The sequence below is a fragment of the Parageobacillus galactosidasius genome (assembly GCF_002217735.1).
GTDB classification, from domain to species: domain Bacteria; phylum Bacillota; class Bacilli; order Bacillales; family Anoxybacillaceae; genus Parageobacillus_B; species Parageobacillus_B toebii.
Genome location: NZ_NDYL01000002.1, coordinates 343,148 through 362,777, shown reverse-complemented (window position 1 = coordinate 362,777; position 19,630 = coordinate 343,148). Strand labels below are relative to the sequence as shown.

Genomic DNA, 19,630 nt, shown 5'->3' with positions numbered 1-19,630 from the left:
ACCGGATCTCTTTTTCTCCGTCGATAGGAAAGGTTTGTGGGAACCTCAACCATTTCCAATTTAGGATATGTATGTAAAATCAGGATCCCATTTGATTCGCAAAAGGGTGTCGGAATCCGTCCTTCCACATGTCTCTGATGACCGAATAGAGACCGTGTTTCTCCAACGTCCGGATCCACCAGGAAGCCCGTTCCTTTTCTTTTTTCACGATAGGGCCTATGATCCTCCACCGCCTCGCAAAAAAGCTGTGAAGGTTTGATAGGTTTCGGCAGAACCGCCGGACATAAAAGATGATGCCGTCCTTTGTCGGGAGAAACGGAGCCCGGTTCGTCCCCTCGGTCAATCCCAACTGCTCTTTCACGACTTGCCATATGGCGGACAACGTATACTGAAAATACGGGAGGAGAAAGGAAGGCAGCACACTCACCGTCTTCAAGCATTCCCGACAGCGATACCGGACAATCCAAATGCGATAATCACCATGTGGGGTCAATGCGTTTCGCTCATAGTAACCGTGGCGGTGTAACGGGCGCTTGGCCCGGCAATGCGGACACTGTGTCAGAAGAGGGAAGTCGTTTTCTTTTCCACGCTCTGCATACGTTTGGACGTCAATGCCAAAGTCATGAAATTGAATCACGTCCTCCTCCCCGTAACGGGCGCTTGGCCCGGCAATGCGGACACTGTGTCAGAAGAGGGAAGTCGTTTTCTTTTCCACGCTCTGCATACGTTTGGACGTCAATGCCAAAGTCATGAAATTGAATCACGTCCTCCTCCCCATACCCGTCAAGTTAGCGGTATAAAATTTTTTAGGATGATACGCATGTTCGAAAAATCAATCAAAGGATGAAGAGAAAACCAAATGCTGGGCATGCCAAATAACCCTCAAGAAGAGGGTTATTTGGCATTTATATCCATAACCCACACTACCATATCCCCAATTTCTTTAAAAGATCCGATACCGTTTCCTCTCCTTTCCTTCGGTCTTTCCTCGCGTGTTTCCTTAACAGAGACAGGAGAGATGGAAGGACGGTTTCCATCGCTTGGGGATGCAAAAGAAACCGATGCCAATACGATTGGAGGATATTAAGCGCTTTCCATTCACTGATCTCGATTCCCTCCCGTTGATGCCAATACCTTCGTGCTTGGAACAGAAGAGTCTGCGTGACTAAAATGGCAATCAATGTCCCATATAAGTGGCATTCGAATCGTTCCTTCTTCATCTTTTTGACACGGTCAAGGTCAAATAAGGATTTCCAGCCCTTAAATAGCGTGGCGAGTGAAAAAAACCCCAGATCCCGAATGCAAAGGTCATTCGGTAAAATCGTGTGCTGGGTATGATAAGCAAAGCGGGCATCGGAATCATTGGCCTGTTGGACGCACAGCTGAAGACAGGTGCCCGATAACAGCTCATACTCAAATTGGATTTTGGCGCCAGATGAAACCGAACCTTGATAGTCCTCACCATAGTCGGCCGGCTTGGAACAGAAGAGTCTGCGTGACTAAAATGGCAATCAATGTCCCATATAAGTGGCATTCGAATCGTTCCTTCTTCATCTTTTTGACACGGTCAAGGTCAAATAAGGATTTCCAGCCCTTAAATAACAGCTCCACTTGCCAGCGCAGCGAATACAGCTCATAAACTTGTTGCGCATCAAACGATTCTTGTGGTAAATTGGTCAGTAAGATGTGATATTTCTTTTGTTCAAGGGTTTGGCGTGACAGCGCCTTCCCTTTCTTTTTTTCCTTTTTCCGCACATACGTCAGCCGTTTTTCCCATTCTTCCGCCGTGAGACGGCGAAAAATCAGACGCGGAACATACAGGCGTTGGTGTCCGATATACACGTGTTCCACTTCCACGGCTTCCCCCTCGCCCAATCGATTTCCTATCGATTCCCAATCCCATTCGTGCCACTCCCCGTCCTGTTTGATATAGACTTTGATATCGGAACGCAACCGGGTAATATAATAAGCACCTCGAGCATCGATCTCCGCCAGCGTGGCGAGTGAAAAAAACCCCAGATCCCGAATGCAAAGGTCATTCGGTAAAATCGTGTGCTGGGTATGATAAGCAAAGTGCATTGCATTGATTGGTTTCCATACAGTGAAATTCCCCCGTTTTGATATTCACACCGCCTAATAAGCTAACGGTTGCGTGATGTCCATACGTAGGGATTTGTTTTTGACGCCCTTTAACACTCCATGTTAAACTTTTGCACGTAAATCGAAACGGCCTCACGGTGGAGATTCAAGAGCTCAGCGACTTGGATCCCCAAATAGCCTTGCATAATCAGACGAATGACTGCAATTCGTTTTGCCATGTTCGCCTTTTTCATTTTGCGTTCCTGTTCTTGAAGGCGTTCGATCGTCCAACCATGATCGTTTGTAATTTGTAATCCTTTTTTCCTCATTCTTCTTCCGCTCCTTTGATTTACTCATTTAGGAGCAGTATAGACAAGGATGCAGGTTGATTAAACATGTCGGAATTTCAAACTGGATTTATATAGTGCCACTAATTTTGTATGGATTGAAAGTTCCAATACGAAACAACCATATTCCGTTGGTGAAGGTCAAGGGCTAACGGAGTTCAATCGTTAGTAATCATCGTCGGTTTTCTGTTTTCGAGTAGGTGCATGTCCGTCTCGAGCCTGTTCATAAATTCATACGTTAGTAGTGAATATCGGGAATCAATCTATGGCGATTGAGGATTATTTTTCAATAAAAATAAGCTGTTTGAACATTTATGTCAAACAGCTTATTTTAGACACAAAAACAACATTTTCATCTTTGTGATGCTGTACCGCAGCATGGCTGGCTAATGGGCTTTGTTAGTGGTTATTTATTCAGTTTCAGCCGTTTTAGGCATTCGGAACATCGGGAGCATGATCAGTATGCCAATGACAAAGAGAGCGGCAGAGGTCAGATAGATCGCGAATAGGGAGAATTGTTCTTTCAACAGACCAGCCAAGCTCATCGTGATAACCATCGAACCCATGAAAAGTGGGGTCAATATTCCGTTGACACGTCCCACGAATTCTTCATCGGTATTGTTCAGTATAATCGTATTAATGCCGATATGAAGGGCAGGCATGAATAGACCGATGATAAACTCAGCCATTAAAGTAAGCCAGAACATAGTGGACCAACCCATCACAAAAATTCCTGCAGCCATGCTTCCCATCCCCAGCATCAGCAGGATGTGCGGCGCAATCCGGTTGGAGAATACCATCGCCGCAGTGCCACCGATGATCATCGCTGCTCCATGGGCTGCAAACAGCCATTGCAAGTAACTCTCTTCCAGACCAAGACGCTCTGTTACTAGAAAGATGGCCAACGGGTGGATTAATCCAAGCCCTAACCCGGCAGCCATGAAGCCGCCTCCCAAAGTCACAAGAATCTTGCGCGACCACACATATTGAAAGCCGAGCTTGATTTCATGCCAGAGCGATGTTTCTCTTTCCTCCTTTTCCTCCATCCGGTCAGGAGGCAATAAGGTCAGCACAAGAGCAGATAATAGAAAAGCTATACCTACTACCGCCATAGAGATGTAGATGCCGAATTGTTGAAAGACGAAGGTGCCTAAAATCGGACCGATGATCATAAAAATAGCCATCATTGTCTGGAATAATGACATCCCCGCCTGCATCTGTTCTCCCGGAACATGTACTTTGAACAGCTTCATCCCTGAAGGCTGAGAGAACTGCGATAGGATCGCGGAAACGAATGTTGCGAGGAAAACTACCTTCCATGTGCCAAACAGGAGCGCCATTAATATTACAAATATCGATATAGCGCTTAAGAGGTCGCACCAGATCATCGTTCGTTTTGGCCGCCAACGGTCTGCGAACGTACCGCCAATAAAGGAGAAAATAAAAATCGGCGCGAATTCGGCCACCGATATGAGTGAGACGGCAAACGCATCCCCATTTGTCTTCTCGGTGACAAACAATAGAATCGCAAAGTTGCGCACCCAAATGCCAACCTGAATAAACAAGCCGGCCGTCATAATCGTTTGGATGAAACGATTGCGTAGTAGTGAAGCCATGGATGGATTTGAGTTTGTTGATGACATAAGAATGACCTCTCTATCTATCTAGTATTCATTTAAAAATGGGCTGTTAACTAATCATTTGCTTTTTGCAAGGTTTAATTGCCATGAGACACCGTATTTATCTTCCACCCAACCAAACCTTTCGCTAAATGGATAAGCGGCTAATGATCTTGCGATAACTGCTCAAAAACTCTGTTTATTCCTTCTTCGGTATCACATGTTACAAACAGTGACATTGCAGGATTGACACTCCGCACGACTAAAGTCGTGGGATTCTTGGGTGGTAGTCGGAATTCCATTTCTGGTATCCGTAGTTCCCCCAAGTTCAGGGGTGTGCCATCACCCCGTCCTACGGCAGAGCCTATAGCTCCGTAGGCTGGCAGACTTTCGCTTACGCTACTCCATCTGCCACAGGTGCTTTCATAATATTCCACGCACCTACTCGATCCCGATGTGCGACGTACCCACACCCACATACATACTTGCGGTCTCTGACTTTATTTTTTGTTCCGCATTGCGGACAATGTTGAGAGGTGTATTTCGGGTCCACATACACGACCGAAATTCCAGCTAACTTAGCTTTGTATTCAATAAACCTTGAAAGCTGATAAAAACTCCATGTATGCAAGTGCTTTTCGTTTTTACGGCTTGTTCTTGCCGTCTGACGAATGTTCGTCAGCTTTTCAAGTTTAATAACAGAAACATCTTCCTTGATTGCCATATTGACAATCTGGCGGCTGATTTTGTGGTTGATGTCTTTCATAATACGCTGCTCTTTATTGTTCATTTTGCGAATAGCGGACAACTTCTTGAGTTTCCCTAACTTTCTCCTTCTTTGTTGATATTTACGGCGAATATATTTGTTTTGCCTCCCATTTCCGAAGAAACGAGTTTTTCCATTAGAAGTCACCGCTACCGCAGGAACTTTTAGTCCGAGATCCACACCCATGACCTTTTCCTTTTTCTTTTCAGTCACAGGGATGCCTAATGAAACTTGTGCATACCACTTTCCTCTCTTTTCCACAATGCGCATCAGTCCAAGTTTGGCATGTTGGATCAGGTTTTTATCACGCTCTGTCACCATCGCTCGAAATCTTGTTTTTCTCGTTTTTCCATCCAACATAATCGGAAATGCGATCATTTGCTCGCCAATGGTATAGTTTTGATTATTGACGAAATATACCGGTTTTTTGAGGATGGGGCGCTTCCCTTCTTTTTTCATTTTCTTTGATACACTTTTCGCATCACGAATCGCTTGATTCAGAACAGCCGAAGGAAGATGGGCGTCCACATCTTTTGTTGTTACTTTCGGGAAAGAACCTTCTTTCTCGGCTTGTTCGGTTAAAGCATTTACGGTATGGATATATTCTCTGCTCAACTGACGAAGCAGCTCAGGGTTATCTGGAAAGAATCGAATTTTAATTGTCAATGCTTGCACCGTTTCACCCCCCTTGTTTTTTGTTCTTCCACATATCGTTGGATGGTTTCACTTGATACGTTTCCTTCGGTGCTGACAAAGAAGGAACGTGTCCATAGACTAGGCTAATGAGCAAGATGAGTGAATTCTTGCTTTAAAATCCGGGAATCGAGCGAATATACGTTCCTATTACATTATCTGTAATCGGACACAAATTGTCAACTGTTACAATTTTATCTTGTTAAACAGAAGAGAAATATTCACATATTTAGAACTGCTTACTAGCCTGTAAAAATGTAGACGGATTCTTATATTTTTGCTAATGATTTGTTATAATATTCTCAAAAATAGAGGGGCAGTGTGAAATGGAAAATATCATAAGCATGAAAAACGTGTCCTTGATCAGAGGAGACCGGGTTATTTTAAAGGATATAAATTGGGAAGTAAAAGAAAAGGAACAATGGGTCATATTAGGTTTAAACGGTTCAGGAAAAACGTCCATATTAAATATCATAACGGGCTATCAATATCCAACAAAAGGGGAAGTTTCTGTTTTAGGACATCAATTCGGGAAAACGAACTTGCCTGAGCTTCGAAAGCAAATTGGATTTGTCAGCAGTTCTCTTGACCGTTTCAATCAAACGTTAAGATCGGAAACAGTAGAGGATATTGTGATAAGCGGTAAATTTGCTTCAATAGGATTATATGAAAATGTGACCAATGACGATCGAGAGCAGGCCAAACAGCTAATGGCATTTTTGCGAATCGATCATTTAAAAGGGAAAACGTATGACACGTTATCAGAAGGAGAAAAAAGAAAAGTACTTATCGGAAGAGCGTTAATGGCAAAACCAAAATTGCTTATATTAGATGAACCGTCTATAGGATTAGACATTTTAGCAAGGGAAGATATTTTATCATTAACGAAAGAAATTATTGCACATCAACAATGCCACGTACTATATGTCACTCATTATATTGAAGAAATTATAGAAGAGATGACACATGTATTATTGTTAAAAGAGGGACAAATAGTAGCCGCGGGACAAAAAGAGAAAGTATTAACCGATGAATGTTTATCAGAGACGTTTCAATTGGCAATGAAAGTTCATTGGGAAAATAATCGACCATGGGCTTCCATACATAAAAATATTAGCTGGACAAAATTTGCGGAGGTAGAATCAAATAAATAAAGGAAACTTGGTCTCTCCAAGTTTCCTTTATTGCTTTATAGCAGCAGGACATACAGGATGTCTCAAATGAGCGGTTTCGTTTTGCGGGATAATCAGATGGTTGCCCGGCCAATGCGGTTAGCTTCAGGTACTTCAATCAGACGGCCGCTTTTCACGTCGTAAATAAAACCGTAGATCGTAATGTAGCCCGGAACAAGAGGATGGGTACGAATCCGTTCAACATCGTCGATAACACTCTGTTCAAGATTGCTGATCGTCAAGAATGGGTGCTAATTAATCATGCGTGGCAGGGTACTCAAAGCAATCGTTTGAAGATGGGATTTTTGGGGAGTAGTTTTTATGCTTTTTTGGCTTTTGCGTTAGCTTATCAGTTAGTAACGCTGAAGTCTTCTTATCCAAATGAAAATACTTGTATGGGGGATTATTGGTTTAGTATTTGGTATAATAGTTACAATAGTTGCGTTTGTTACTTATTTCACAATCACAGGCTTTTTGTAAGAATCCAATTAAACAAAATTTAAAATGGGGGAATTAGAAATTGATTAAAGCAATCGTGTTTGATTTTGATGGATTAATTGTAGATACAGAGTCAGTTTGGTTTGATGTGTTTAAAGAAGTAATGATCGAATATGATTGTGATTTAAAGTTAGAAGACTTTGCAATTTGTATTGGAACAACGGACGATATATTGTATGAACGGCTTGCCCAAATTGCCCATAAGCCCATTGATCGTACTGAAATTAGCCGAAAAACCCGTGAACGATATCAGGACAAAATGAGTCATTTACAGCTTCGAGAAGGAGTATTGGATTACTTACAAACGGCAAAAAATCTTAGCTTGAAAATTGGGCTTGCGTCAAGTTCCAGTAGAAGATGGATTGAGGGGTTTTTGGAAAAATTCGGAATCAAAGAATTTTTTGATGTTATTAAAACATCGGACGATGTAAAGAGAGTAAAGCCCGATCCAGAACTTTATTTACGAGCTATACAAGACCTAGGGGTTGAAGGGCATGAGGCTTTAGCATTCGAAGACTCTAAAAATGGTCTCACCGCAGCTATTAAGGCAGGGCTTCATTGTGTGATTGTACCGAACCCTGTTACTAGTTTTCTAGACTTTTCTGGGCATCTGTACCGTTTATCATCAATGGGTGAAATAGGATTGCATGACTTATTGGCACTAGTAGAAGCAAAATTAGCGAGAAAGTTCAACTCACACCAGTAGGGGGTGAGAAAGCGCCATTGATGAAATAGCTAAATAAAATGTGTCCAAAATTAAGGAGTCAATCCGGGGGAACATCGCTATGAGAATCCGGAGCATCGGCATTCAATCTGTACTTAACTATGGCGCGTTCGAACTCGATTTTGGCGAAGATGATACGGCTCTTCACATTCTCTATGGACCGAATGAAGCCGGTATATTTACATACCATTGCGTAAAATGCATTAGGCATATCCTGACGCTTTCCACTTTTACAATCAAAATATATTCAGATATCCATACCTAGAAAGCCAGATAAAAAGGACGAAGAAATTTTTAATGAGATCGTATCATTTATTCAAAAGGATGCTGGATGAAAGCATGGAACGGTTTCAATAAATTATGTTAAAAAGGGTGTACCATTAGATAAAAAAGAATGACGCAAGACCTTTTAATAATTCTGAAGAGCATAATTGAGTAAACATTTCACAAAAGAGTTTCGGCATAGCTCAGCTCTCTCTCTGTTTAACGTGTCCGTTTTCTTGACATAACACCATATTCGACTGTCATGACAATAGGTTTACAAAAATGAGAACAGCCAAGGCTTTCTTGAAAAAGCGCTTGGCTGTTTGTTTATTCTTATGATTGATAAATGGCATCAAAATTTTTGTATCAGCATCCTATTTATAACCTTATGATTATTCTGTTTTCTAGTTTGCTTTTTTCATCATATACGCTTGCTTTTGGTGAGAATCTTTTTGGCGCTTCGTTCTATAGATAAAATAAATACTCAAGCCCATAATCATCCAAATGCAGAAATACAACCACGTTTCAAGCGCAAGGCGAGTCATTAAGAAGATACAACACGCGATCGTCAATATTGGAAGATACGGAACAAGCGGCGCCTTAAACCCTCTTTGCAGATTTGGATGTGTTTTGCGCAGTACCATAACGGATAAGGCCACCATCACAAAGGTTAACAAAGCACCAATATTGATTAAGTTGGACAATGCTCTCAAATCAATAAATCCAGCAATTGCCGCTCCAGTAAATCCTGCAATCCGTGTCGAAAAAACAGGTGCTTGAGAGTGTGGATGAACTACTGAAAACGGTTTTGGCAGTAAACGATCGCGACTCATAGAGAACAGAACGCGCACTGTTGCGTAAAGATAAACAAATATAACTGTTGTGATGCCGACAATTGCTCCAACTGATATAACCCCTGCAGCAAAATCTTGTCCGACTGCATGAAGCGCAAATGCCATTGCGTCCGAAACATTTAATAAATGATATGGAACCATTCCTGTTAAGACTAAGCAAACAATAACGTATAAAAGAGTGCACACAACTAAAGAAACAACAATGCCGATTGGCAAATCACGCTGCGGTTTTTTCACTTCTTCTGCCGCAGTTGCAACTGCATCAAACCCTAAAAACGCAAAGAACACCGTAGCAGTTCCCGCGAGAACCCCTTTCCATCCAAACGGCATGAATGGATCCCAATTTTCCGGTCTAACATAGAATATTCCGACAATAATAAATAATAAAATGATAGATAATTTGATGGCAACCATCGTATTATTCACTTTCTTACTTTCTTGCACACCTTTTGACAGCACCCATGTCATAAGTAAAATAATGCAGACAGCCGGCAAGTTTATCATTCCGCCTTGCTGGGGTACTGCACTTAGCATTTTCGGGATATGCAAATGAAATCCTTCCAACAATGAGCGAAAATATGCAGACCATCCATTTGCCACCGCTGCAACGGACAAAACATAAATTAAAAGTTGTGTCCATCCTATTAAATACGCAACTACTTCCCCGACTGTTACATACGCGTATGTATAGACGCCTCCGGAAACGGGAAGAGCAGATGCTATTTCCGCATAACAAAACGCTACAAATCCACACACTAATGCCGCAAGCATAAACGAAAAGATAATCGAAGGACCTGCATCATTTGCTGCTGCGACACCTGTCAACACAAGAATGCCGATCCCAACAATCGCCCCGATACCAAGCAATATTAAATCATAGGCCCCTAATGTCTTCTGCAATGTTTTCTTTTGACTTAACAAGTGAGTAATTGACTTTTTTTGAAGTAAATTCATGACGTCTCCTCTCTCTTCTCTTATGCAATTAGTTTAAAACGCCAAGCAATTTGCTATTATATCATATTTCTACTTTTTTCGACATATTTTTTAATTCTAATTTTCTGGAATCGACAACGAAAATCTGATAACTAGTTAGGCGGCTAACACAATAGCTTGCGAATAAACTTCCATATAATACAATTATGCAAAAATACCCATTATTCTAAAATTCTTTTTATTTATGACTATATGTATTTTTCAGCCGCCATCGCCGCACACTCGACGTAATTTTAAGAATTTATAAAATTTTTAGAATTAAAAAGTGATATCGAATGCTTGACAGAAATATAAATATACGGATATCAGGTTGTCTGATAACAGATCGCTAATGGGCAACATGCGTGCATAAAAAAACTGTTGAAGCTAAAAGAGTAAAAAATGGGGGTTGTGTCATGAAACGATGGATCATGATTGGACTCATGATGGTGATGGCGGCACTGGCCGGGTGTGGAGTTCCCAATGCGAAACCGCCCGGTGAAGCGAAACCGGCCAACAAGTCGTCAGACAATGTGAAGGAGATTACGGTTGCCGGGAACGGCGGAAAGATTGAAAAGGCGATTCGTGAAGTGATTGCGCCAAAATTTGAAGAAAAATACGGGATCAAGGTGAACTTTGTGCCAGGGTTGTCGGGTGAAATCCTGTCAAAAGTCGAATTGCAGAAAAACGCTCCTCAATATGACGTTGCGTTTTACGTACCGATTGACGTGCAGCGAGCGGCCGATAAAGGATTGACTGAGCAATTGGATCCAGCGGCGATCCCCAACATGTCTAAGGTTGACCCGCGGTTTGTCGCAGTGGATAATATCGGAGTTCCCGTATTCGGATTGGTAATCGCACCTGCATACAATACGAAAACCTTTGAGAAGAACGGCTGGGCGCCGATAACGTCTTGGAACGATCTGATTCGTCCCGATTACAAAGGAAAGACGGCGTTCGCCGACATCGCCAACGACTGGGGATTCGCTCTGCTCTATAACCTTGCGAACGCGAACGGCGGCAGCCTTGACAATCTGGAACCTGGTTTGAAAAAGGCGAAAGAACTCGCCAGGTATTCGGATACGTTCTACAAAAACTCCACCCAGATGATGCCGGCTATGCAACAGGGGGCAGCCGACGTAACGGTGATGGGCAGCTATGCGATCGCCGAACTGATCGATTCCGGTGTACCGTTGAAAATGGTGATCCCGAAAGAAGGGGCGCCGTTGCAAGCGTTCAGTGCGACGGTTGTGAAAAATGCCCCTCATAAAAAAGCGGCGATGGATTTTATCAATTTTCTGATTAGCGAAGAGTCGCAAAAGCAGATTGCGGAAAGAGGGTTCTATCCGGTTCTGAAAGGAATGAAAGCGGCTCCTAAATATGAAGCATCGATCGGCTTGAAAGACAGCGATCCTGTCTTCCGTCCGGATGTGAAGAAACTGTCCGAGATTCGGGCGCAATGGACGGACAGATGGACTAAAGAAGTCACACCGGAACTTGGCAAAAAAGTGAAAAAATAGGGGGATAGGAGGCGAAAAGATGCAGGCGTTGACGAATGACGTGGAAATACGCGGCGTTTACAAACGAATCGGCCGAAACGTGATCCTAGACGGTATCGATCTAGAGGTCAAGCAAGGTGAATTGCTCACCTTGCTTGGCCCTTCCGGTTGCGGCAAAACGTCAACGCTCAACGTGATTGCCGGTTTTCTCGACATCGATCAGGGGGATGTATTTATCAAAGGGCGGCGGGTGAATGACGTTCCCGCCTACAAGCGCGATTTGGGAATGGTGTTCCAGACGTATTCATTGTTCCCACATATGACTGTGTATGAAAATCTCGATTTTGGCCTGTCCCTGCGCAAAGTGCCGGAAGACAAGAAAAAACGGCGCATCCAGAAAGCGCTGGAACTGGTGAAAATGACTGGACTGGAAGAACGTTATCCACGCGAACTGTCCGGCGGTCAGCGGCAACGCGTTGCCATCGCCCGGGCGCTGGTGGTGCAACCGAAACTGTTGTTGCTCGATGAACCATTGAGCAATCTTGACGCCAAGTTGCGTCATGAATTGCGGATAGAGATCAAACGATTGCAAAAAGAAGTGGGTGTCACCACGATTTTTGTCACTCATGACCAGGAGGAAGCGCTCTCTATGTCCGATCGGATCGTCGTGATGAACAAGGGGAAAATTGAACAAGTCGGAACGCCGACTGAAATCTATGCCCATCCGCGCACCGAATTTGTCTTTCAATTTATCGGAAAATCAAACCAATTACATGGCAGGGTCAAATCGCTCGACAGCCGAATGATCAGTGTGGAACTATCGGACGGGGGGCAGGTACTGGTCGAAGCGGAGAATGTGATGGGATCGGATCGCACCTGTACGGTGGGGGATGCGGTCAAGCTCTATATCCGCCCAGAAAAGTTGATGATCCAGCCGTTGGAAAATCCGGCTTCCAACTACAATTCACACACTGCCACCATTGTCCAGATGAATTATCTAGGTTCTGCTTGGGAAATTGAAGTGTCACTGCTAGGTGAACGGATGCAGGTGTTGCATCCATCAATCGAAGCAGGCTGGACGATAGGAACTGAGGTGATGATCGGATGGAACCCGTCAGACATGATGATCGTCAAGAAATAGCCAGCTTGCGGTTGCAGCCGGCTGTATTGGGAAAACGCAGGAATTGGAAAAAACATCTGGCCGCCGTACTGCTGTTACTGCCATTGTTGCTGTTTATTATCGGTTTCTTTGTGGTTCCGATGCTTTATATCCTGTATCTAAGCTTTATTGACACGGAAAGACTGAGCGGGACAAATGCGGTTTACAGCATTGACAACTATGTCCGGTTTTTCACCGATTCCTATTACTTGCATTCTCTCTGGCTGACGATCAAAGTGAGCCTGTACACGGTAATCGTGTCGTTACTGCTTGGTTATCCAGTGGCGCTGACGATGGCAAAATGCTCTCCACGCGTCCGGGGATTGCTGACTCTGTTGGTGGCATCGCCGCTTTTGATCAGCATCGTGGTTCGCAATTTTGGCTGGTATTTGCTTCTGCTGCCCAACGGCACGGTCAATCAACTGTTGACAGGCCTTGGCATCACCGAGTCGCCGCTGAAACTTTTGTTTTCGGAAGCAGGGGTTGTCATCGGTTTGTCGAACGCGTATATGCCGTTTATGATTTTGTCCATTGCCACCAGTTTGTACAACATTGATCCGTCTCTCGAAAAAGCGGCAGCGATTCTCGGAGCCAGCCCGTTCCGTTCGTTTCTATCGATCACTCTGCCGCTCAGCCTGCCTGGTATTGTGTCTGGGATGGTGCTGGTGTTCAGCATGTCGATGAGCGCTTACGTAACCCCAGCTCTGATGGGGGGAGCGAATGTGCCGATGCTGCCGGTAGTGGCATATGACCAGATCATTCACCTGTTGCGCTGGACGTACGGGTCTGCCGTCTCGTATGTATTGCTCGGCATCACGTTGGCAATCGTCACGATTTTTACGAGGATGATGGAAAGAGGACGGTACCGGGAGGTGTTTCGCTAATGAAAATTTCCGGAAAAATCAGGGTTGCGGTGGCTGTAGTCAGCCTGATTTATATCCTGATCCCGTTGCTTGTCACGATTCCGGCTTCTTTTACAAGCGCAAGCTATCCGAGCTTTCCACCACATGGATTTTCGCTGCAGTGGTATGTGAAATTGCTGGAACGGCCTGAGTTTGTCGAGGCTTTCTGGAACAGCGCCAAGTTTGCTTTTCTGACAGCGTTCTTTTCCGTCCTGCTGGGCACTCTCGGTGCGCTGGCAATTGCTAAGTATGACATTCCAGGAAAAAGTTACCTAGTATCGTTGCTGACCGCCCCGTTGACGGTACCGCAATTGGTATTGGGGGTCGCCTTATTGATTTACTTCACACCGATGCTGCTGGCGGGGACGCCGACCGGATTTTTGATCGCACATATTATCATCTGCGTACCGTATGTGATCCGGTTTGTGCTGACCGGACTGAGCGGTTTTGATTACACGTTGGAACGGGCGGCAGCGATTCTCGGCACCAGTCCGGTCACCGTTTTCTGGCGGGTGACGCTGCCGCTGATCCGGCCTGCAATTCTGTCTGGGGCTCTGTTTTCCTTTTTGACTTCGTTCGATAACGTAACTGTCTCGCTGTTTATGGTATCTTCCGATATGCGAACACTGCCGCTTGAGATTTTTTCGAACATGCAGGATGCGTACAGTCCAATCGTCGCTTCTGTATCAAGTGTTGTGATTCTGATTTCGGTGGTGCTGATCCTGATTCTTGAGAAAATTCACGGCGTCGGACGCCTGTTGGGAAGCACCCATTAATCGACAATGGCTGGAAGGTATTTGTATGAAACTGCCGGAATTATTAGATGATTGAAACAATGGAAGGGTAGTAATGATATTTATCCCCATAGTAGACAGAAAGTGATGTACTGTTTACTATAAGGGGATATTTTTTATGAAAAAATCAGAAAAACTTTACAGTAAATATAAATTAGACATGGTGAAGAAATATTTGTATGAAGGGTGGACTAAACGTGAAATCATCGACCAATTTTACATCTCTTTTATGTTACATAGATGGATTTCATTGTCATGAATTTTTCCTTCGTGTAAATATAAAATTCGATTCCCTAATTTTTTTGCTTCCTCATGATGATGTGTTACTAATATAATTGGAATGCGCCAAAGTTTATGGATACGTAATAACTCCTCATGGCCTTTCGCCCGTGTTTGATCATCTAAAGCAGAAAATGGCTCATCTAAAAGTAAGGCATCCGGCTCAGTTGCAATCGCTCGTGCAATGGCTACCCGTTGTTTTTCCCCGCCTGAAATTTCAGATGGATATTTGTCTCTAAGGTGTTCAATTCGCAGCTCTTTCATTAATTCTTTTGCAAAGCTTTCGTTTTTCATGCCATAAGCGATATTTTTCCAAACGGTCATATGGGGAAAAAGCGCATAATCCTGAAATACATAGCCGATATTTCTTTTTTGTATAGGAACAAATACCTTTTTATTTTCAAATAAAATGGTGTCATTTAATCGGATTATGCCAGCAGTAGGTTTGCTTATTCCAGCAATACAATTTAAGATTGTCGTTTTTCCAGAACCAGAAGGGCCAAAAAGAACAACAATCTCATTGGCTACCGAAAATTTGACATTTAATTCAAAATGGGAAAGCTTTTTTTGGATGTCAACGATAAGCATAAGAAAAACTCCTTTACACACACAATAAGCTGTATATATTGATTTCATTTGTGTACATGCTTCATCATGTTCTTTTTGCTCCACCAATTAAGCCATAAAATAGCGCTAAAGCCAAGGGCGATGATAATGATCACCCAAAATTTTGCCACCTCCATATTACCTGACTCCACTGCAAAATAGATGGCTAGAGGGATGGTGTCGGTGACATTCGGAATATAGCCGGCGATCATGAGGGTGGCACCGAATTCCCCTAACGCTCGTGCAAAGGATAAAACTAAACCAGATAACAGTCCTGGCCATGCAAGTGGAAATGATATCGTCCAAAACACTCTCCATTTAGATGCTCCCATCGTATAAGCGGCATTTTCAATATTTGGGTCATACTGCTGGAACGCTGCAGCTGCACTTTGGTACATTAAAGGAAAGGATACGACTATTGCTGCGATCAGAACACCATACCAAGTGAAAACAATCTGGAAATCAAACCAGTCGAGCAGTAATCGACCAATAAAGCCGTTTTTACCGAATACATACAATAAACCAAAACCTACAACTGTAGGCGGGAGCACGAGCGGCAGTAAAATAATCGCTTCTATAATACTTTTCCCTCGAAAGGAACTACGGCCGATCAATCGTGCCAACACAACCCCGGCAATAAATACGATAAGCGTTGAGATGGTAGCAGTTTTAAAAGAGAGTATAAGTGGAGAGTAATTCATATTTGCCATTCACCTTTTCGTAAAATTGGTTATTTTTCATTATAAATGGTTATATTTAATTATTGCTTATATTAACTTTGGAACAGAAGCAATGATAAAATAAGAATCAACATACAAACGTTGAGGTGTTTCTGTGTAGACAATGAATCATATACAACAAAGAGCCGAACAAAACATGATATAATAAGGTTAAATATAAACTATTTCATACATAACTTAATAGAAATATAATTAATTTTATTTATAATTAAATATAAATCATGATATGGAGGTTATCAATACATTATATAAAATTAAATTTAATTACTTATAACGAAATTTTCTAATGAAGGAGTAAGTAGTATGGAAAAAAATCATTCTTATACAACCGAGGAAGTCGCAAACATATTAAAGGTTTCAAAATTAACCGTATATGATTTAGTGAAAAAAGGGTTATTACCCGCTTATCGTGTCGGACGGCAAATGAGAATTGATCCTTCCGATCTAGAAGAGTATATAAAAAGGTCAAAAGGAGAGTTACAGCCGAGCTCCTCACAGTCATTAAGCAAAGAAACAACGAGTGGAGCACAAGGGTATTCGCAAGTTAGACAATTGATCATCAGCGGCCAAGATATAAGTTTAGATATTTTGGCTAACTACTTAGAAAAATCCTCGAAAAGGTTCCGGCCATTACGTTCTTATGTTGGAAGCTTAGAAAGTCTAATTTCAATGTATCAAGGATATTCAGACATTGTAAGCACCCATTTAATCGAAGGAATTTCAGGTGAATATAATGTTCCATATATAAGCAAGATATTAGTTAATTTTCAGTATATCGTGATTCATTTACTAACAAGGAAGGCAGGCTTTTATGTTAAAAAAGGAAATCCATTGAATATAAAGCATTGGGAGGATTTAAGAAGAAAAGATATTAAAATCGTGAACCGGGAAAAAGGGTCAGGTGCACGAGTTTTACTAGATGAAAGTTTGAGAAAGTATCGCATACCTATATCTGAAATTAATGGTTATAACAATGAGGTAACCAATCATGTAAGCGTCGCAAGCGCTGTCGCTAAAGGGGATGCCGATGTCGGAGTAGGAATTGAAAAAGCTGCAGACTTAGTAAAAGATGTTGATTTCATTCCGCTAGTTAACGAAAGGTATGATTTGGTGATTTTAAAGAACGATGAGAATAGAGAATTAATTAGTCAAGTCCTGCAAATTTTAAGATCTGATAACTTTAAAAACGATTTAAAAGCACTAGGTGGTTATGATTTATCCCAAACTGGACAGGTGGTTTATGAAAACTGAAACAAAGCTAGCTAGTAGAGTGAAATTGATTAAAAAGCCAGAGGTTTTTCTTAAAAATAGAGAAAAACCTCTGGCTTTTGTTTTTCAACTTCACAAAAGATCTCTTTCGTATGTAAAAAGACTAAGAAATATAAGACACCTAAAATAAAGTAGCTATGCTTTCCTATTGCTTTTTTGATCATTAGTAGCTCACCCAACCTGATCAAGGGATATGCAGGGTGGGGCATAAGCGAAAAAATAATCTTTTATTGAAAAGGCGGTATGATCTGGAGAACGCCAGCTGAAAAAAGCGCCACATAGAGCGCTTTTTTCATTGTGCTGGATCTATCCAAATAACGGCGAGATACTTCATAGTTCTATATAATTATATCTTATATAAATTAATTATAAATAATAGTAATTATATACTGTACAAACTAGTTATAAATAATTATAATAAGTTTGTAATAATTCATATAATTTATAAAATTCAAAAGAAAGGAAGGGGCAGAAAGCATGAAGCATTCTATCCGCATCATCATGAGTGTGTTTTTGTGTGCTTCACTCCTCTTTATTTTCGGTTGTACGAAACAAGAAGAAAAACAGGAATCGAAGGAGGCAGAGGCAAAACAGACAGTAACATTAACCATCTCAGCAGCCGCAAGTTTACAAGATGCCCTAACGGAAATTCAGAAAAAGTATGAAAAAGAACACGAAAATATAAAACTATCATTTAACTTTGGAAGTTCTGGTGCATTACAACAGCAAATCGAGCAAGGGGCGCCAGTAGACCTATTTTTCTCGGCTGCTGAAAATAAATTTCGTCCTCTCGTAGACAAAGGATTGATTAACAAGGAAGAGAGTAAGAACTTGTTAGGAAATGAACTCGTTCTAATTGTTCCAAAAGACAAAGCAGACACAGTAAAAGGATTTCAGTCTTTGGCAGACAACAGCGTAAAGCAATTTGCGATAGGGAATCCTGAAACTACTCCGGCAGGTCAGTACGGGAAACAAACCCTGACCAATCTAAATCTTTGGACAAAAGTAAAAGGGAAAATCGTGTACACAAAGGATGTGCGTCAAGTATTATCGTATGTAGAAGCAAATACCGTGGATGCAGGAATTGTATTCAAAACCGATGCACAAATATCTGATAAGGTAAAAATGGTCGACACAGCAGCCGCTAATATGCATGATCCTATTATTTATCCGGTTGGTATCATTAAGGATACGAAGCATAAAACAGAGGCTAAAGATTTCTATCAATACCTACAGACGAAAGATTCCCTCCAAGTCTTTGAGAAATATGGATTTAAGATTTTGAAATAAGTGATATAACACAAGAACTTTGGAACCCTTACGCCAACTTGTAGTAGATTCGTAAAAAACACTTATATATCTCAGTGCAAATGCTATTTCTGATCCGTGTTGATGGATGGTTGTGTTCTGAAGGAAAACTCAGAAGTGTTGGCTAAATGTTTTTTGAAAAAAGAGAAGGACTTGCGCCAGCCTTCTCTTTTTTGTGTGCTTATCCCTCAAAATAACCTTATATGTGGCTCTTTGCCAAAAGATGCACTTGGCTTTCTGCAAAATATGCTAATTCCTTGGATTACGAATAACAAGTGGCAACCATATGACATCAAATCAATAGTTTGACAAGTACATTAGTGATGAACCACAATTGAAGATACCCATATGTAGAAAGTACGTCTGGTAATTTAGAAATTCCTCTGCCGCTTGTTCAAGCAACAAAGGCTTTGTTCATTATAAGCCGTTTGTTAATTGCTCTAATCTCTCAGCCGACGTAGCAACATTGTTGGTGGCATCATTAATATCCGCAATAACATCGACGTATCGTTTCATCTTTTCGTTAATTTGATTGTTTTGGGTGCGAATTTGCTGGAGCGACTGTGATAATGTTTCAAAAAACTGATAGATTCTCTCCATATCGGTTGTCCCACGATCAATAAATGTATGGACTGAATTCATCGATTCAGAAGTAGCTTCTACTTTTTTATTCAATTCATTTAAAATGTTTGTTACATCAGCGAGAGATTCTTTTGTTTGGAAGGCAAGTTTTCGCACTTCATTAGCAACAACGGCAAACCCTTTTCCGTGTTCTCCCGCACGCGCCGCTTCAATCGAAGCGTTTAACGAAAGCATGTTTGTTTGATCGGCGATCTTTGTCACGATGCTGTTGATTCTTTCGATATCACGGGCTGACTGTTGTAAGCTTTGAATTTCTATTTGGATATTTTTCATCATTGCTTGAATATGGTGAATGTCAGAAAGTTGTTTTTGCAATTTGTCCTGCCCCTCGGCAGAATGATGTTCGCTTTTTTTCGAAATGGAAACAGCTTCTTCAGTAGATCGCAAAATATTCATCGCTTCCGTTGTCAATTCAGAAACCGAAGCATGGACCTCTTCGGATAT

Annotated in this window: 20 protein-coding genes and 2 pseudogenes; 10 read left to right on the top strand and 12 right to left on the bottom strand. The window is 41.9% G+C overall.

The genetic code is table 11. The features are described from left to right. Window positions 1-79: 79 nt before the first annotated feature. Window positions 80-637, bottom strand: a complete 558-nt coding sequence (locus B9L23_RS21065; RefSeq protein ID WP_015863907.1) for a DUF6431 domain-containing protein — start codon at window positions 635-637, stop codon at window positions 80-82. Further along, complete coding sequence (locus B9L23_RS11140) at window positions 621-764, bottom strand: hypothetical protein (protein WP_425439785.1); 144 nt, start codon at window positions 762-764, stop codon at window positions 621-623. The genes B9L23_RS21065 and B9L23_RS11140 overlap by 17 nt, the downstream gene beginning before the upstream one ends. 95 nt (window positions 765-859) lie before the next feature. Between B9L23_RS11140 and B9L23_RS20750 the strand changes: the two genes are divergently transcribed. Continuing rightward, a complete protein-coding gene (locus B9L23_RS20750) occupies window positions 860-1,087 on the top strand; it encodes a hypothetical protein (RefSeq protein ID WP_211278792.1) in 228 nt (75 codons plus the stop codon). 371 nt (window positions 1,088-1,458) lie between these two features. On the opposite strand, the gene B9L23_RS11130 is transcribed toward B9L23_RS20750, so the two are convergent. From B9L23_RS11130 to B9L23_RS11105, 6 genes and pseudogenes are all read right to left on the bottom strand, one after another. Next, window positions 1,459-2,079: an IS4 family transposase gene (locus B9L23_RS11130; RefSeq protein WP_245842403.1), complete on the bottom strand. Its 621-nt coding sequence runs from the start codon at window positions 2,077-2,079 to the stop codon at window positions 1,459-1,461. Between the two features lie 110 nt (window positions 2,080-2,189). Next, a complete protein-coding gene (locus B9L23_RS11125) occupies window positions 2,190-2,408 on the bottom strand; it encodes a hypothetical protein (protein WP_211278812.1) in 219 nt (72 codons plus the stop codon). Between the two features lie 428 nt (window positions 2,409-2,836). Next, the gene (locus B9L23_RS11120) at window positions 2,837-4,069 is read right to left on the bottom strand and encodes an MFS transporter (RefSeq protein ID WP_089097669.1); all 1,233 of its coding nucleotides are present in this window, start codon (window positions 4,067-4,069) and stop codon (window positions 2,837-2,839) included. Window positions 4,070-4,123: 54 nt separating this feature from the next. After that, a pseudogene (locus B9L23_RS20075) lies at window positions 4,124-4,290 on the bottom strand (VOC family protein); the annotation flags it as partial. 149 nt (window positions 4,291-4,439) lie between these two features. Beyond that, window positions 4,440-5,486, bottom strand: a complete 1,047-nt coding sequence (locus B9L23_RS11110) for an RNA-guided endonuclease InsQ/TnpB family protein (protein ID WP_089097668.1) — start codon at window positions 5,484-5,486, stop codon at window positions 4,440-4,442. After that, window positions 5,474-5,614 (bottom strand): annotated as a pseudogene (locus B9L23_RS11105) (transposase); the annotation flags it as partial. The pseudogene B9L23_RS11105 and the gene B9L23_RS11110, both read right to left, overlap by 13 nt. 216 nt (window positions 5,615-5,830) lie before the next feature. On the opposite strand from B9L23_RS11105, the gene B9L23_RS11100 reads away from it, so the two are divergent. The 3 genes from B9L23_RS11100 (at window position 5,831) to B9L23_RS21750 (ending at window position 8,163) form a co-directional block, all read left to right on the top strand. After that, window positions 5,831-6,658, top strand: a complete 828-nt coding sequence (locus tag B9L23_RS11100) for an ABC transporter ATP-binding protein (RefSeq protein ID WP_089097667.1) — start codon at window positions 5,831-5,833, stop codon at window positions 6,656-6,658. Between the two features lie 541 nt (window positions 6,659-7,199). Further along, complete coding sequence (locus B9L23_RS11085; RefSeq protein ID WP_062754775.1) at window positions 7,200-7,880, top strand: HAD family hydrolase; 681 nt, start codon at window positions 7,200-7,202, stop codon at window positions 7,878-7,880. A 79-nt stretch (window positions 7,881-7,959) separates the two neighbouring features. Continuing rightward, window positions 7,960-8,163, top strand: a complete 204-nt coding sequence (locus B9L23_RS21750; RefSeq protein ID WP_062754607.1) for an AAA family ATPase — start codon at window positions 7,960-7,962, stop codon at window positions 8,161-8,163. Between the two features lie 403 nt (window positions 8,164-8,566). On the opposite strand, the gene B9L23_RS11075 is transcribed toward B9L23_RS21750, so the two are convergent. Continuing rightward, on the bottom strand, window positions 8,567-9,970 hold the full coding sequence (locus B9L23_RS11075; protein WP_089097666.1) for an amino acid permease: 1,404 nt from the start codon (window positions 9,968-9,970) through the stop codon (window positions 8,567-8,569). A gap of 434 nt (window positions 9,971-10,404) precedes the next feature. On the opposite strand from B9L23_RS11075, the gene B9L23_RS11070 reads away from it, so the two are divergent. The 4 genes from B9L23_RS11070 to B9L23_RS11055 are packed head-to-tail and all read left to right on the top strand — an operon-like array spanning window position 10,405 to window position 14,324. Beyond that, window positions 10,405-11,508, top strand: coding sequence for an ABC transporter substrate-binding protein (locus tag B9L23_RS11070; protein WP_089097665.1), 1,104 nt, complete (start codon window positions 10,405-10,407; stop codon window positions 11,506-11,508). A 19-nt stretch (window positions 11,509-11,527) separates the two neighbouring features. Next, window positions 11,528-12,628 carry an ABC transporter ATP-binding protein gene (locus B9L23_RS11065; RefSeq protein WP_089097664.1) on the top strand — a complete coding sequence of 367 codons (1,101 nt, stop codon included), beginning with the start codon at window positions 11,528-11,530 and terminating at the stop codon, window positions 12,626-12,628. Next, the gene (locus B9L23_RS11060) at window positions 12,592-13,530 is read left to right on the top strand and encodes an ABC transporter permease (protein ID WP_062754602.1); all 939 of its coding nucleotides are present in this window, start codon (window positions 12,592-12,594) and stop codon (window positions 13,528-13,530) included. Before B9L23_RS11065 ends, B9L23_RS11060 begins: the two co-directional genes overlap by 37 nt. After that, window positions 13,530-14,324, top strand: a complete 795-nt coding sequence (locus B9L23_RS11055) for an ABC transporter permease (RefSeq protein WP_089097663.1) — start codon at window positions 13,530-13,532, stop codon at window positions 14,322-14,324. Before B9L23_RS11060 ends, B9L23_RS11055 begins: the two co-directional genes overlap by 1 nt. 234 nt (window positions 14,325-14,558) lie before the next feature. On the opposite strand, the gene B9L23_RS11050 is transcribed toward B9L23_RS11055, so the two are convergent. Both B9L23_RS11050 and modB read right to left on the bottom strand, forming a co-directional pair. Next, entirely contained in the window at window positions 14,559-15,209 is a 651-nt protein-coding gene (locus B9L23_RS11050; RefSeq protein ID WP_089097662.1) for an ATP-binding cassette domain-containing protein, read from the bottom strand. A gap of 44 nt (window positions 15,210-15,253) precedes the next feature. Further along, window positions 15,254-15,928, bottom strand: coding sequence for a molybdate ABC transporter permease subunit (modB, locus tag B9L23_RS11045; RefSeq protein WP_015863942.1), 675 nt, complete (start codon window positions 15,926-15,928; stop codon window positions 15,254-15,256). 342 nt (window positions 15,929-16,270) lie between these two features. Between modB and B9L23_RS11040 the strand changes: the two genes are divergently transcribed. Both B9L23_RS11040 and modA read left to right on the top strand, forming a co-directional pair. Next, entirely contained in the window at window positions 16,271-17,218 is a 948-nt protein-coding gene (locus B9L23_RS11040; protein ID WP_089097661.1) for a helix-turn-helix transcriptional regulator, read from the top strand. A 495-nt stretch (window positions 17,219-17,713) separates the two neighbouring features. Further along, window positions 17,714-18,526: a molybdate ABC transporter substrate-binding protein gene (gene modA / locus B9L23_RS11035; protein ID WP_062754595.1), complete on the top strand. Its 813-nt coding sequence runs from the start codon at window positions 17,714-17,716 to the stop codon at window positions 18,524-18,526. A gap of 435 nt (window positions 18,527-18,961) precedes the next feature. On the opposite strand, the gene B9L23_RS21745 is transcribed toward modA, so the two are convergent. Continuing rightward, window positions 18,962-19,582: a methyl-accepting chemotaxis protein gene (locus B9L23_RS21745; protein WP_425439792.1), complete on the bottom strand. Its 621-nt coding sequence runs from the start codon at window positions 19,580-19,582 to the stop codon at window positions 18,962-18,964. Between the last annotated feature and the right edge of the window lie 48 nt (window positions 19,583-19,630).